Here is a 13,273-nt window from a genome sequence, read left to right on the forward strand (position 1 = left end):
GCCCAGTTGTTTCTAGATGGTGCCAACTTGCAGGAACGGCGCTTGTTGCACCAGTTCGTTGATGCGCATCTCTCGCCATTCCCGGCCATCGACATCGCGACGGGTCGGTCCGCACCACGGTACGGCCGGATCGGCCGGTGCGGTTTCTTCCATGTTCTGCACGTTGCGCAGCCCCAACATGCGGTTCACCAGCAGCGCTGAGTTGACCACATGCCGGGGATGGATGATCAGCAGGCGACTGCTGACACCCAGATGCACCGGTTCATCGCCAAGAAACCCTGGCAGATCCACCACGCTGAACAGATTGCCGCGGATATTGGCGACGCCCTTGAACCAGCGACGGGTCAAGGGCACGTCCACCATATTCGGTACCGGCAGCACTTCGCTGACGTCGGTCAGATCGACCAGCCAGGAGGTATCGCCGACCTGGATGCCGAGCTTGGTGGTAGCCGCATGCGTAGCAGGCAAGGACTTGAGCCTTGCCACCACGCTTTCCTGGAATTCACGAAGGCTGACGCGCTTTGCCATGATGGTCTGGTTTTACCCTAGCGCCGCGATCTGCTTGAGCAGTTCTTCGGGGTTGACGGGTTTGACCACGTAGCCCTTGGCACCCTGGCGCTTGCCCCAGACGATGTCGGTTTCCTGACCCTTGGAGGTACACATGATCACCGGGATGTGCGCAGTCGCATCATCCTTGGTGATGGTACGGGTCGCCTGGAAGCCGTTCAGGCCAGGCATGACCACATCCATGAGGATCAGGTCAGGCATGATGTCCTTGACGCGCGCCACGGCCTCTTCGCCACTTTCCAGGGTCATGACCTGGAAACCGTTCTTGGTCAGCAGTTCACCGAGGAAGTGTCGTTCGGTCGGGGAGTCGTCGACGATCAGAATTTTCTTGATGGTCATTTAATTCAATCCTTGACGCCACTTAGGCGTGGTTGGCATGTATGCCCACTGCTTGCAGCAGGCTGTCTTTCGTAAATGGCTTGGTCAGGTATTCATCCGAACCGACCATCCGGCCACGTGCCCGATCAAACAGGCCGTCCTTCGAGGACAGCATGATGACGGGCGTCGCCTTGAACTTCGGGTTCTTCTTGATCAGCGAGCAAGTTTGGTAACCATCCAGCCGCGGCATCATCACATCGACGAAGATCACGTCGGGGTGATGGTCGCTGATCTTGGCCAGTGCGTCGAATCCATCCTCAGCAAGGATGACTTCGCAGCCGGCTTGCCCAAGAAATATCTCGGCACTGCGGCGAATGGTATTGCTGTCGTCGATCACCATAACCTTGATGCCGGCGAGGTTCTGCATCGGCTTGTCTCCTTATGCCCACCGACGATGCGCTTATGCACCTTTTACGGCGATTGCTAACATAGCATACAGCCAATCAAACCACTATGACGACAGCAAGTTTAGTGCCCGTTTTTGGCAAAAATACGGCCAACGGTAATAAAAAACCCCGGCCTAAGGGGAAAAGGCCGGGGTCGAAAGGCCCGGCGCATGATGGCCGGGCACCCGCTCAGGGAGGAAGAAGCGGGAGGTGTGATGACACCTACCGTCTAGGAGCCCGGTCTAGCGTTTAAGTTCCTGCTTCGTCCTGGGCGGCATCCTGTTCGGCCGCCAGGGCCTCATCAAACCAGCCGCCGACGACACCTTCGGCCTCGTCGATGCCGGTTTTCTTCAGGCTGGAAAAGAGCTGTACCGTGCACTGCGGCCAACCGCCGACCTTGTCGCGCACGGCGGCCAGCGTCTTGGCCTGCTCCTGGCGGGTCAGCTTGTCGGCCTTGGTCAGCATCACATGCACCGGCCGGCCGGTCGGGATGAACCAGTCGAGCATGCGGACGTCGAGCGGCTTGAGCGGATGGCGGGCATCCATCAGCAATACCAGGCCGATCAGGTTGGGGCGGGTAGCCAGGTATTGGCCCAGCAGGTGTTCCCAGTGGGCGCGGATAGGCTCGGGCACCTGGGCGTAGCCGTAACCCGGCAAGTCGACCAGGAAGCGGCCGGCGCCAAAGTCGAAGTAGTTGATATGCTGCGTCCGGCCAGGCGTCTTGGAGACGAAGGCCAGCCGGTTGTGGTCGGCCAGGGTATTGATCGCACTGGACTTGCCGGCGTTGGAGCGGCCGGCAAAGGCAACTTCCACGCCGCCGGCCGGCAGCATGTGCAGGTCGTTGACGGTGGTATGGAAACGGAGTTGGCGAAACAGCGACATGCGCAATGCTCTAAAAAAGGTGGTGGGCGTCGACTTGGGCGACGCGCAGAGGGGATCAATGCACTATTTTAACCCTACACCAGACAGGGTTTCAGCACCGGTACAAGTGGCCCGCGCCTTGCCTGCCGTCGCTTTCCGGCCTGGAGCGTGGGTGAAATAGTTCATTAACAGCCTCTAAAGGTTCGGATAGAATATCAGGTTTGAATCAAAGCCTTGGCGCGCGGACGCTTCCCGCCCCGCATGCAGCGCGCCAGCGGTCAGCTAAAACAAGTAAAACGAGCGACTTCGCCGCTCACCCCCGTCATCAAGGAGTTGTTGCTATGAAATGCAGCGCGCTGGCAGTTTTCCTCGGCCTCTTCGCCCCCTTTGTCATGGCGGCGGAAGCGCCCGCAACCGCAGCCAAGGCCGACCCGGCCAAGGGCAAGGCGATTGTGGAAAAAGTCTGTGCAGCCTGCCATGGTGTGGACGGCAATAGTGCCGCCAGTGCCAACCCCAGCCTGGCCGGTCAGCATCCCGAGTACATCTATTCCCAGCTTGTCGCCTTCAAGAAGGGCGAGCGCAAGAACCCGATCATGATGGGCCAGGTCGCCGCACTGTCGGACGAAGACATGCACAACCTGGGTGCCTACTTCGGTGAGCAGAAGCCCAAGGAGCGCGCCGGTACCAGCAAGGAACTGATGGCTGCAGGCAAGAAGATCTATCAGGGCGGCATCTCCGCCACGGGCGTGCCGGCCTGTATGGCCTGCCACGGCCCGAACGGTGCCGGCATTCCGGTGCAGTTCCCGCGCCTGGGCAGCCAGCATGCTGCCTACGTGGTGACCCAGCTGAACAACTACAAGGCTGCGACCGATCGCAAGAACGTCATCATGACACCGATCGCTGCCAAGCTGTCCGATGCTGAAATGAAGGCGGTTGCCGAATACATCGCAGGTTTGCGTTAAAACCTTTCGGCCCGGATCGATCATTCGATTGAGGCGGGCCTAAAAAGAATCGAGAGGCCGGGAATTTCTACCGGCCGTCAGATACAAAGGGGTGGCCTAGCCACCCCTTTGGTCCATGTGTTGGAAATCCAAGTGCGCCGTTCCTCTTTTGCACGAGCCTGCTACGAGCTCCTGAGCTCCATGCGTTTCGCGGTCAGCCTGTTCGTCATGGTGGCGATCGCTTCCATCATCGGCACCGTGCTGCAGCAGAACCAACCGTATCCGGACTATGTGTTCGAGTTCGGCGATTTCTGGTTCCAGCCACTGCGCTGGCTGGGTCTGTTCGATGTTTACCACGCCAGCTGGTTCCTGCTGATGCTGGCCTTTCTGGTCCTGTCCACCTCGGTCTGCATCTATCGCCACCTGCCCGGCATCCTGCGCGACGTGCGCTCCTACCGAGAGCACGCCGCACTCAAGTCCCTGCGTGCCGTCGGCCATCATCAGGAATTCCCGCTCTCCCAGCCGTCCGCCAGCGCCATCGAGCAGGCGCAGGCCTGGCTGAGCAGCCAGGGTTACCGCTTCAAGCAGCTCGAACGAGACGGCGGCCTGTTGCTGGCCGCCAAGAAGGGCAGCCTGCAGCGCCTGGGTTATCTGTTCGCCCATGCCGCCATCGTGGTGATCTGCCTGGGCGGCTTGCTCGACGGCAACCTGCCGCTCAAGATCCAGACCGAGCTGGGCATCAAGCAGGTTGAGCTGCGCAACGTGCCGCAAAGCCAGATCCCGGAGCAAAGCCGGCTGGGGCCCGGCAATCTATCCTTCCGCGGCAATCTCAACCTGGCCGAGGATACGGCTGGCGATGTGGTGTTCCTCAATGCCGGCCGGGGCTACTTCGTGCAGGAGTTGCCGTTCTCGCTCAAGCTCAAGAAATTCCATATCGAGCACTACAGCACCGGCCAGCCCAAGCTGTTCGCCAGCGATGTCGAGGTCACCAGCCATGCGACCGGCAAGGTGACGACCGGCACGGTCAAGGTGAACCATCCCTTGATCGTCGACGGCATTGCGATCTATCAGTCGAGCTTCGGCGATGGCGGCTCCCACCTGCAGTTCGCGGTCTGGGACTGGCAGGGTAAATCTGCCGAGCCACGCAAGCTCAGCGCCGTGTCCCAGTCCAACTCGAGCTTTGACTGGAAAGGCACGCCGTTGACGCTGGAGTTCGGCGATTTCCGCCCCTTCAATATCGAGAACCTGGCCGAAGCCGGCCAGCAGGGGGGCCTTGGCAAGATGCTGCAGGACGCCCGCCAGGTGAAGGCGGACAAGAAGGTCAAGAACATGGGGCCGACCATCCAGTTCAAGGTACGCGATGGCCAGGGTCAGGCGCGCGAGTACCTTAACTATCTGGCGCCGTTCGAGGATGAGGGCCGCTATTACATGATGAGCGGCGTGCGCAGCGAAGTTGCCGCACCGTTTGCCTTCGTGCGTATTCCGCTGGACGAGAATTTCCAGCCGGATGGTTTCATGCAGCTGCGCGCTACGCTGGCGGATCCTGCTGCCTGGCCCGAGATTGCCCGTCGTACTGCCGACAAGGCCGAGCGCGAAGGGGCCATTACTGCGCCGTTCCGCAAGGAGTTCGAGCAGAGCGTCGCCTGGGTACTGCAGCGCTTCTCGGAGGGGGGCTTCAGTGCGCTGGAGAGCTTCCTGAGCGACAAGGTACCGGCGGACAAACGGCAGGCCGTCGCACAGACCTATATCAAGCTGCTGCAGGGGGCGGTGATCGATGCGGCCAACCTGAGCCGGCAGCGAGCCGGGCTCGCGGTGCAGGCGGTCGATGAAAAGCACTACCGCTTCCTGATGGACAGTCTGGTCGCCGTCTCCGCCAGTTTCGATTACGGTAGCGGCTTCTGGCTGCAGCCGGTCGGCTTCGACGAGGTCAAGTCCAGCGGTTTCCAGCTGACACGCAGCCCGGGCCAGCCGCTGGTCTACCTTGGCAGCCTGCTGCTGGTGCTCGGCATATTCTGCATGTTCTATATACGAGAGAATCGTCTGTGGATCTGGATCAGCCAGGACAGTCTGTTGCTCGCCTTGAGCAGCAACCGTCGCGACGCGCTGACCGAGCGCGAGTTCGAAACGCATCAAGCGGCGCTGGCGGCGATCGCCGGCCAGCAAGAGGATAGACAGTCATGAGTACTTCCACCCTGGCGGCCAAGCAGCCGCTGCATGCCAACCGGCCATTCTGGCGCGACCTGCGACTGGGCGACCATCTGTTCACCGCCTTCGTCCTCCTGGTCGCAGGCGTGGTGTTCAATCGCTACCACCTGGCCATGGATGGCTACGAGCAGGCGATTCTGGCGGGCATGAGCTTGGCACTGATCGCACTGGGCTGGTTCTGGAAAGCCATCCGGGTGTTCTTCCCGGTGGCCGGCATGATCGCGCTCGGCGGGGTCAGCCTTTACGGTGGCGAGCTGGCCCGGGGGCAGACGGCCTTCTGGCTCAAGTACGCACTGGCCAGCCAATCGGCCGCCATGTGGATGTGCGTGCTGTTCTTCCTGGCCACCCTGCTGTACTGGGGCGGCCTGCTGCGTCGCTCCGCAACGCTGGAAGCCATCGCGTCTGGATTGACCTGGGCGGCCTCCGGTGCCGCCGTGGTGTGGTTCTTCGTGCGCTGGTACGAGGGCTACCTGATCGGTCCGGATATCGGACACGTGCCGGTGTCCAACCTGTATGAAGTCTTTATCCTGTTCTGCCTGATCACCTCGCTGATGTACCTGTACTACGAGGAACGCTTCGCGACCCGCAAGATGGGCGCCTTCGTGCTGCTGGTGGTGACGGCGGCAGTGGGCTTCATCATCTGGTACACCTTTGATCGGCAGGCGCATGAGATTCAGCCGCTGATCCCGGCGCTGCAATCGTGGTGGATGAAGATCCATGTGCCAGCGAACTTCGTCGGCTACGGCAGCTTTGCGCTTGCCGCCATGCTGGGCGTCGCGCAGCTGCTGGTCTCCAAGGGTGTGCTGGCCAGCCGCCTGCCGGCCTACGACACGATCGGCGAGGTCATGTACCGCGCGATCGCGGTCGGCTTCCTGTTCTTCACCATCGCCACCATCCTGGGTGCGATGTGGGCAGCTGATGCCTGGGGTGGCTACTGGAGCTGGGACCCGAAGGAGACCTGGGCGCTGATCGTCTGGCTCAACTACGCCGCCTGGCTGCATGTCCGTCTGGTCAAGGGCTGGCGTGGCAACGTGCTGGCCTGGTGGGCTGTCATCGGCCTCTTGGTCACCACCTTCGCCTTCCTGGGCGTCAATATGTTCCTGGCCGGTCTGCATTCCTACGGCGGTTTGTAAGCGGTCAGCTGAAGTGGCGGGCAGGCCCGGCGATATATTCGACGGCGCCTGGGCGGCTAGGTAAAGTGCCCGCACTTCTTATCCAGAACGGTCAGCGCCTAGCTGGCCGTTTGCCATTGCAGGGAACGGTAGTGACCATCCGGTTGACGCGCATAGTCGCCCCCAATCAAACACAGCTGAGCGAGCTCTACCAGGTATGCAGTCAGGCCCCCGGCTACTGGCGGCTGACCGAGGGCAAATCCCTGCCGTCGCGTGATGCCATCGCGGCCTGGTTTACCGGCAGCGAGCTGCCGGCCGGCCGTAATGTCGCGGACCAGCAGATCTATGGGGTCTTCCATGGGGAGGAGCTGGTCGGCGTGACCATGCTGCTCAAGGGCTGGCGCTATCCAGGCCAGTCGATGATCGGCTTGCTGCTGCTGTCGGAGCGGTGGCAGGGGCAGGGGCTAGGTCGGCAGGCTTATGAGCGTATCGAGCAACTGATACGCGGCTGGCCAGGCATGCGCACCGTGCGGATCGGTATCATTGCCAGCAATGAGCCGGCTTTCCCGTTCTGGCGCAAGCTGGGCTTTGTCGAGACAGGTGAGCGCAAGCGCGACCTGAGCTTCCTGGCCGATACCATCCTGCTGGAAAAGTCACTGGTGGTATCGGGTAGCCTGGCGAACCCCGTTCTGGTCTGACGTCCCCAGCCTTTCTCAGCCGCCAAAATCCCCGTAACGCGACTGCAGCAGCGCGGCGATCACCGGTGCCACCGTTTCGGTCCGGAACAGGCGCGGGCCGAGTATCAGCGGAGTAAAGCCCGCCGTCAGTGCCATCGCTTCTTCGTCTGCGGAGAATCCGCCTTCCGGGCCGATCAATACCTGGGCGCTGCCGGCAGTCGCCGGCAAGTCGGTCAGCTTGATCGCCCCGCTGGGCGACAGCAGTAGCTTGAGGTCGGTAGCAGGCGCCTTGACCAGCCAGTTCTCGAATCGTACCGGTGCAAGAATCTGCGGCACGCGGGTCCGGCCACACTGCTCGGCAGCGGATTCCGCCACCCCCTGCCAGTGCTGCTTGCGCTTCTCGACCCGGTCCGATGCCAGCTTGTAGCTGCAGTAGGCCGACTGCACGATCTGTATCGTCTGCACCCCCAGCTCGGTCGCCTTTTGTACGGTGTAGTCCATCCGGTCCGCTGCAGACAGGGCCTGCACCAGCGTCAGTTGCAGGGGAGACTCCCGCTCCTCGGGCTGGAACTCGCCAACACTGACGGTCACATGCCGCTTGCCCATCTCCACCACCTGCGCTGCGTACTCACCGCCCTGGCCGTTGAACAGGGTCAAGGCCTCGCCGGGTTGCAGGCGCAGCACCTGGACATGGCGGACCGCTTGTTCAGGCAGGTCGAACTGCTGTCCGGATTGCAGGGGCTGGTCGATGAAGAAACGGGGCATGGCGGTGTGTCGTGTAGGTTGATGGCCGCGATTATGCCAGTGAGCCGAGCTTGCCAGTTGGGTAGCCGGCAGCGGATTCCGCCTTACCCTATACTCGAATCGCTCCCACCCTTCCCGGATGCTTCGTATGGCCAGCACCACCACTCCCCAGGTCCATCTTGGGCTGCCGGCGCCGGACTTCGACCTGCCGGCCACTGATGGCCGGCGCTACAACCTGGCGGCTTGCCGCGGGGTCAATGGCTTGCTGGTGATGTTCATCTGCAACCACTGCCCCTATGTGAAGGCGATCCGTGAGCCGCTGGTCGAGACTTGCCGCGAGCTTGGCAGCTACGGCATCAACTGCGTTGCCATCAGTTCCAACGACCCGACGACATTCCCCGAAGACAGCTTCGACACCATGAAAGCCTACGCGAAGGCCTATCGCTTTGGCTTCCCCTACCTGTTCGACGAAAGCCAGGATGTGGCGCGTGCCTATGACGCCGTCTGCACGCCGGACTTCTTCGGCTACGACAGCGAGCTCAAGCTGCGCTACCGCGGCCGTTTCGACGCGTCTGGTCGGCATGTCGTACCGGGCGCCGCCCGTGAGCTGTTCGAGGCGATGAAGATGATCGCCATGCTCGGTGAGGGCCCACCACAGCAGTGGCCGTCGATGGGCTGCTCCATCAAATGGCGAACGTAGCGTGCCGACAACAACGGCTTGACCGGTGGCAGGCTTGCCGGCGGCCTTTCGGCCACGTATGCCACGCCTTTTCGTCATCTGTTTTTCAGATTTTCCTGCAGTAGCAATCTGAATTACCGATTTCAGTGCGGCCTAAGGATGGCTACCTGGTAATTCAATCGTTTTTCTCGATAGGCAGCTGGCACACGGCACGACCTGGCCTTTTGCATTGCGCCATTCGGTCAAAGTGCCTGTTTGTATGGATGAAACTGTCATCGGCCTATCCCGGTGTGACATCGCCTGTTGCACTGCCGCACCCAATTGGCGCGGCGGGTTACCAGGCATGCACCGATGAGGCGCTAGGCCGTTCGGTTTTATCGATAGTTTTTATCTCCTCACATGGCTGGATGGGAAAAGAGGCCGAGGCAGAGAATCGTTGCCAGCTACATCCCCGGTGGGACCTTGCCCACGCAAACCAGAAGGAGATAACGATGCACAAGCGAACTACCCATGCTGTGGCATTCGCCCTTGCAGTCGCCCTCGGTGGCGCGGGCCAGGCCAGCCCGTTGCAAAGCCTCGGCAAGCCAGAAGGCAAGCTCAACATCATCGCCTGGCCGGGTTATATCGAACGCGGCGAGACCGACAAGAACTACGACTGGGTCAGCGGTTTCGAGAAAGACACCGGTTGCAAGGTCAGCGTCAAGACCGCCGCGACCTCGGACGAGATGGTCAGCCTGATGAACCAGGGTGGCTACGATCTGGTCACGGCCTCCGGGGACGCTTCGCTGCGGCTGGTCTATGGCAAGAAGGTGCAGGAAATCAATGTTGCCCTGCTGCCGTCCTGGAAGAGCGTCGATACCCGGCTGCAGAACGCACCCTGGCATACGGTCGACGGCAAGCACTATGGCGTCCCCTACCAGTGGGGGCCGAATGTGCTGATGTATTCCACCAAGGTCTTCAAGGAGGCCCCCAAGAGCTGGGCGGTGGTGTTCGAAGAGCAGAAGCTGCCCGACGGCAAGAGCAACAAGGGCCGGGTGCAAGCCTACGATGGGGCCATCTATATCGCCGATGCCGCGCTCTACCTGATGAAGAAGAATCCCGCGCTCGGTATCAAGGACCCCTACGAACTCAACGAGAAGCAGTACGCCGAAGTGCTGAAGGTTTTGCGCGCCCAGAAAGCGTTGACGCATCGCTACTGGCACGACGTCACCGTGCAGATGAACGACTTCAAGAATGAAGGCGTCGCTGCCAGCAGCGCCTGGCCTTACCAGGTGAATGCCTTGTTGGCCGAGAAGCCGGCGCAGGCCGTGGCCTCCACCGTCCCGATCGAAGGGGCGACCGGCTGGGCGGATAGCACCATGCTGCATGCCGAAGCCAAGAACCTGACCTGTGCCTACAAATGGCTAGAGCATTCGCTGAACGGCAAGACCCAGGCTGGCGTGGCCGAATGGTTCGGTTCGCTGCCCGCGGTGCCGGCAGCCTGCAAGGACAAGGCGCCTGGCGGTGGTGATTTCTGCAAGGACAATGGTTTCGAGCGCTTCAGCCAGATCAAGTTCTGGAAGACGCCGCAGGCCAAGTGTGCCAGCCAGGGCAGTTGTGTGCCGTATAGCCGCTGGACACAGGACTACATCGCGATCATGGGGGGACGCTAGGCATCCCGCTGCAAGACGCAGTATCTCCATCGCGTCTTGCAGGAGGGTGCCGCGGCGCAGCCTGTCGGCCTGGTCCGCGCAGCCTGCTCCATAGCGCTCGGCGATCCGGTGCATGCTCCGCGGGTCGCCTTTGGTCCCGACCGGCCCTGTCCAAGGTGTCGGACCGGTCGGGCGTTCTTTTTTGACCTGCGCCTTCCCGGCGGTCATTCGGATCATTTGTGCGGCGCGGACGCGCTGCCGGTAGCAGAGCAGCAAACATGACTTCAGCGGTAGAGTTCCTGGGCGTAAGCCGTCACTTCGATAATGTCAAAGCGGTCGACGATGTGAGTTTCAGCATCGCCGACGGCGAGTTCTTTTCCATGCTCGGTCCGTCCGGCTCCGGCAAGACCACCTGCTTGCGGCTGATTGCCGGCTTCGAGCAGCCCGGTGCCGGCTCCATTCGTATCCACGGCGTCGAGGCTGCAGGCGTGCCGCCTTATCTGCGCGACGTGAACACGGTGTTCCAGGATTACGCGCTGTTCCCGCACATGAGCGTGGCAGACAACGTCGCCTACGGCCTGATGGTGAAAGGCGTCGCCAAGGCCGAACGCCGTCGTCGCGCCGAGGACATGCTGGCGCTGGTTAAGCTGGCCGACTACGGCAGCCGCAAGCCGGCCATGCTGTCCGGTGGCCAGCGGCAACGCGTTGCACTGGCCCGCGCACTGATCAACCAGCCGCGCGTGCTACTGCTGGATGAACCGCTGGGTGCGCTGGACCTCAAGCTGCGCGAGGCGATGCAGGTCGAACTCAAGGCCCTGCAGCGCAAGCTTGGCATTACCTTTATCTATGTCACCCACGACCAGGGTGAGGCTTTGTCGATGTCTGACCGGGTGGCCGTGTTCAACAAGGGCCGCATCGAACAGCTGTCCTCGCCCCGGCTGCTGTACACCCAGCCCAAGACGGCGTTCGTGGCTGACTTTGTCGGTGGCTCCAACGTGATTGGTGCAAGCCTGGCGCAAACCCTGCTCGGCGAGGCCCAGCCGTTCTCCATCCGTCCGGAACAGATCACTTTCGTGGAGGCGGATTTCGACGGCATCCGCCTGGCTGCGACGCTGATCGACGTGCAATACCATGGTGCGGCCAGCCGGTATGAGGTCCAGCTGGAGGATGGGGTGAGGTTGGCGGTTTCGTTGCCTAACCAGCTCGACGGCCATGAAGCACGGCCGACGCCCGGGCAGGCCGTCACCCTGGGCTGGCAGGAGCAGGCCATGGTCTGGCTGGAGGCATGATGGTGAGTGCCGTCTCCACCTTGCATGAGCATGGCGCCGCGAGCGGGCAGTCCGGTGGCTTGCGCCGTCGCCTGGCGACGCTGCTGTACCGGCGCCGTACCCTGGCGCTGCTTCTGCTGCTGGTGCCGCCCTTGCTCTGGTACGGCACCGTCTACCTGGGCTCGCTGTTTGCGCTGCTGGTGCAGAGCTTCTACACCTTTGACGACTTCACCATGGCGGTCAGCCCGACGCTGACGCTCGATAATTTCCGCGCCATCGGCGACCCGCGCAACCCGCTGTTCGATACCAATATCGACATCGTGCTGCGTACGCTGGGCATGGCCACCGCCGTGAGCCTGGCCTCCGCGATCATCGCCTTTCCGCTGGCCTACTATATGGCCCGTTATGCCAGAGGTGCCTGGAAGGGCGCGTTCTATATCGCGGTGATGCTGCCCATGTGGGCCAGCTACATCGTCAAGGCCTACGCCTGGACGGTAATCCTGGCCAAGGGCGGCATCGTCTACTGGTGCGTGGCGCAACTCGGCCTGCTCGGCGTGCTGGAGGCGGTGCTGGCACTGCCGGTGATTGGTGGTACCTCGCTGTCGACGAGTACCCTGGGTCGCTTCCTGGTATTCACCTATATCTGGCTGCCCTTCATGATCCTGCCGATACAGGCGGCGCTGGAGCGGGTGCCGGCCTCCCTGCTGCAGGCCTCGGCCGATCTTGGCGCGACGCCGGCCCAGACGTTCCGCACGGTGTTGCTGCCGCTGGCCTTCCCTGGCGTGGTGGCGGGTTCCATCTTCACCTTCAGCCTGACCCTCGGCGACTTCATCATCCCGCAGCTGGTGGGCCCCAGTGGCTACTTCATCGGCAACATGGTCTACACCATGCAGGGCGCGATCGGCAATATCCCCATGGCGGCGGCCTTTACCGTCGTCCCTATCCTGATCATCGGTGTCTACCTGGGCATCGCACGGCGGCTGGGAGCTTTCGATGCGCTTTAAACCTGCCCCCAAGACAGAAGCGTCGGCATCGTGGTGGCTCAGGGGCATGGCCTGGGCCGGGCTGGCCTTCCTGCACTTCCCGCTGCTGGTGGTCTGCATGTACGCCTTCAATACCGAGGTATCGGCGTTCAGCTTTCCGCTGCAGGGCTTCACGCTGCACTGGTTCAGCGTGGCTTTCGGGCGGGATGACGTACTGGCGGCGATCTGGCTGTCGGTCAAGGTAGCGACGGCGGCCACCCTGGTCGCCTTGGTGCTCGGCACGCTGGCGGCGGCAGCACTGTACCGGCGGGATTTCCTGGGCAAGAACAGCATCACCTTGCTATTGAGCCTGCCCATTGCGCTACCGGGCATCGTGACCGGCATTGCCCTGTTGTCGAGCTTCAAGCTGGCGCAGGTTGACCCGAGCTTCTGGACCATCGTCATCGGCCACGCCACCTTCTGCATGGTGGTGGTGTTCAACAATGTGATCGCCCGTTTCCGGCGGACCTCGCATAGCCTGGTCGAGGCGTCCATGGATCTGGGCGCCGACAGCCTGCAGACCTTTCGCTACGTGGTGCTGCCCCAGATTGCCACGGCCTTGCTGGCCGGCGGCATGCTGGCGTTTGCCCTGAGTTTTGACGAGATCATCGTGACGACCTTCACCGCCGGCCAGGAGCGTACCTTGCCAATCTGGCTGCTGAACCAGCTCGGGCGGCCGCGCGATGTGCCGATCACCAATGTGGTCGCCATGACGGTGATGCTGGTCACGATGGTGCCCATCCTGCTCGCCTGGCGATTGACGCAAGGCACGGAAACCGTAGCCGGTAGCGGTAAATAGACG

The 13,273-nt window shown here is 62.0% G+C and carries 14 protein-coding genes; 9 read left to right on the forward strand and 5 right to left on the reverse strand.

Annotated elements, in window-relative coordinates:
* Positions 1–12: 12 nt before the first annotated feature.
* The 4 genes from ACYVHK_RS19090 to yihA all read right to left on the reverse strand — a co-directional run bounded on the left by ACYVHK_RS19090 (position 13) and on the right by yihA (position 2,213).
* Positions 13–528 carry a chemotaxis protein CheW gene (locus ACYVHK_RS19090; RefSeq protein ID WP_460535373.1) on the reverse strand — a complete coding sequence of 172 codons (516 nt, stop codon included), beginning with the start codon at positions 526–528 and terminating at the stop codon, positions 13–15.
* 12 nt (positions 529–540) lie between these two features.
* On the reverse strand, positions 541–906 hold the full coding sequence (locus ACYVHK_RS19095) for a response regulator (protein WP_331984065.1): 366 nt from the start codon (positions 904–906) through the stop codon (positions 541–543).
* 22 nt (positions 907–928) lie between these two features.
* A complete protein-coding gene (gene pilG / locus ACYVHK_RS19100) occupies positions 929–1,312 on the reverse strand; it encodes a twitching motility response regulator PilG (RefSeq protein ID WP_284195756.1) in 384 nt (127 codons plus the stop codon).
* Between the two features lie 268 nt (positions 1,313–1,580).
* Positions 1,581–2,213 (reverse strand): GTP-binding protein, encoded by a 633-nt coding sequence (gene yihA / locus ACYVHK_RS19105; RefSeq protein ID WP_460535376.1) that lies wholly within the window; start codon positions 2,211–2,213, stop codon positions 1,581–1,583.
* Positions 2,214–2,533: 320 nt separating this feature from the next.
* Here yihA and ACYVHK_RS19110 point away from each other — a divergent pair, with 320 nt between their 5' ends.
* From ACYVHK_RS19110 to ACYVHK_RS19125, 4 genes are all read left to right on the forward strand, one after another.
* Positions 2,534–3,154 carry a c-type cytochrome gene (locus ACYVHK_RS19110; protein WP_460535378.1) on the forward strand — a complete coding sequence of 207 codons (621 nt, stop codon included), beginning with the start codon at positions 2,534–2,536 and terminating at the stop codon, positions 3,152–3,154.
* A gap of 132 nt (positions 3,155–3,286) precedes the next feature.
* The gene (locus ACYVHK_RS19115; protein ID WP_460535380.1) at positions 3,287–5,314 is read left to right on the forward strand and encodes a cytochrome c biogenesis protein ResB; all 2,028 of its coding nucleotides are present in this window, start codon (positions 3,287–3,289) and stop codon (positions 5,312–5,314) included.
* A complete protein-coding gene (gene ccsB / locus ACYVHK_RS19120; RefSeq protein WP_460535383.1) occupies positions 5,311–6,471 on the forward strand; it encodes a cytochrome C assembly family protein in 1,161 nt (386 codons plus the stop codon). Before ACYVHK_RS19115 ends, ccsB begins: the two co-directional genes overlap by 4 nt.
* 65 nt (positions 6,472–6,536) lie before the next feature.
* Complete coding sequence (locus ACYVHK_RS19125; protein ID WP_460535385.1) at positions 6,537–7,148, forward strand: GNAT family N-acetyltransferase; 612 nt, start codon at positions 6,537–6,539, stop codon at positions 7,146–7,148.
* Between the two features lie 15 nt (positions 7,149–7,163).
* Here the strand turns inward: ACYVHK_RS19125 and ACYVHK_RS19130 are convergent, their stop codons facing one another.
* Positions 7,164–7,892, reverse strand: a complete 729-nt coding sequence (locus ACYVHK_RS19130; RefSeq protein ID WP_460535388.1) for an RsmE family RNA methyltransferase — start codon at positions 7,890–7,892, stop codon at positions 7,164–7,166.
* Between the two features lie 127 nt (positions 7,893–8,019).
* On the opposite strand from ACYVHK_RS19130, the gene ACYVHK_RS19135 reads away from it, so the two are divergent.
* The 5 genes from ACYVHK_RS19135 to ACYVHK_RS19155 all read left to right on the forward strand — a co-directional run bounded on the left by ACYVHK_RS19135 (position 8,020) and on the right by ACYVHK_RS19155 (position 13,270).
* Positions 8,020–8,571, forward strand: coding sequence for a thioredoxin family protein (locus tag ACYVHK_RS19135; protein ID WP_460535391.1), 552 nt, complete (start codon positions 8,020–8,022; stop codon positions 8,569–8,571).
* A gap of 470 nt (positions 8,572–9,041) precedes the next feature.
* Positions 9,042–10,202, forward strand: a complete 1,161-nt coding sequence (locus tag ACYVHK_RS19140) for an ABC transporter substrate-binding protein (RefSeq protein ID WP_460535393.1) — start codon at positions 9,042–9,044, stop codon at positions 10,200–10,202.
* 257 nt (positions 10,203–10,459) lie between these two features.
* A complete protein-coding gene (locus ACYVHK_RS19145) occupies positions 10,460–11,470 on the forward strand; it encodes an ABC transporter ATP-binding protein (RefSeq protein WP_460535396.1) in 1,011 nt (336 codons plus the stop codon).
* The gene (locus tag ACYVHK_RS19150) at positions 11,467–12,453 is read left to right on the forward strand and encodes an ABC transporter permease (protein ID WP_460535398.1); all 987 of its coding nucleotides are present in this window, start codon (positions 11,467–11,469) and stop codon (positions 12,451–12,453) included. Before ACYVHK_RS19145 ends, ACYVHK_RS19150 begins: the two co-directional genes overlap by 4 nt.
* Entirely contained in the window at positions 12,443–13,270 is an 828-nt protein-coding gene (locus ACYVHK_RS19155; protein ID WP_460535400.1) for an ABC transporter permease, read from the forward strand. The genes ACYVHK_RS19150 and ACYVHK_RS19155 overlap by 11 nt, the downstream gene beginning before the upstream one ends.
* Positions 13,271–13,273: the final 3 nt, after the last annotated feature.

Source organism: Chitinimonas naiadis (assembly GCF_054780835.1).

Coding starts and splice junctions, on each gene's coding strand:
- ACYVHK_RS19090 (WP_460535373.1), bottom strand. CDS start 528: ATGGCAAAGCGCGTCAGCCTTCGTGAATTCCAGGAAAGCGTGGTGGCA.
- ACYVHK_RS19095 (WP_331984065.1), bottom strand. CDS start 906: ATGACCATCAAGAAAATTCTGATCGTCGACGACTCCCCGACCGAACGA.
- pilG (WP_284195756.1), bottom strand. CDS start 1,312: ATGCAGAACCTCGCCGGCATCAAGGTTATGGTGATCGACGACAGCAAT.
- yihA (WP_460535376.1), bottom strand. CDS start 2,213: ATGTCGCTGTTTCGCCAACTCCGTTTCCATACCACCGTCAACGACCTG.
- ACYVHK_RS19110 (WP_460535378.1), top strand. CDS start 2,534: ATGAAATGCAGCGCGCTGGCAGTTTTCCTCGGCCTCTTCGCCCCCTTT.
- ccsB (WP_460535383.1), top strand. CDS start 5,311: ATGAGTACTTCCACCCTGGCGGCCAAGCAGCCGCTGCATGCCAACCGG.
- ACYVHK_RS19130 (WP_460535388.1), bottom strand. CDS start 7,892: ATGCCCCGTTTCTTCATCGACCAGCCCCTGCAATCCGGACAGCAGTTC.
- ACYVHK_RS19135 (WP_460535391.1), top strand. CDS start 8,020: ATGGCCAGCACCACCACTCCCCAGGTCCATCTTGGGCTGCCGGCGCCG.
- ACYVHK_RS19140 (WP_460535393.1), top strand. CDS start 9,042: ATGCACAAGCGAACTACCCATGCTGTGGCATTCGCCCTTGCAGTCGCC.
- ACYVHK_RS19145 (WP_460535396.1), top strand. CDS start 10,460: ATGACTTCAGCGGTAGAGTTCCTGGGCGTAAGCCGTCACTTCGATAAT.
- ACYVHK_RS19150 (WP_460535398.1), top strand. CDS start 11,467: ATGATGGTGAGTGCCGTCTCCACCTTGCATGAGCATGGCGCCGCGAGC.
- ACYVHK_RS19155 (WP_460535400.1), top strand. CDS start 12,443: ATGCGCTTTAAACCTGCCCCCAAGACAGAAGCGTCGGCATCGTGGTGG.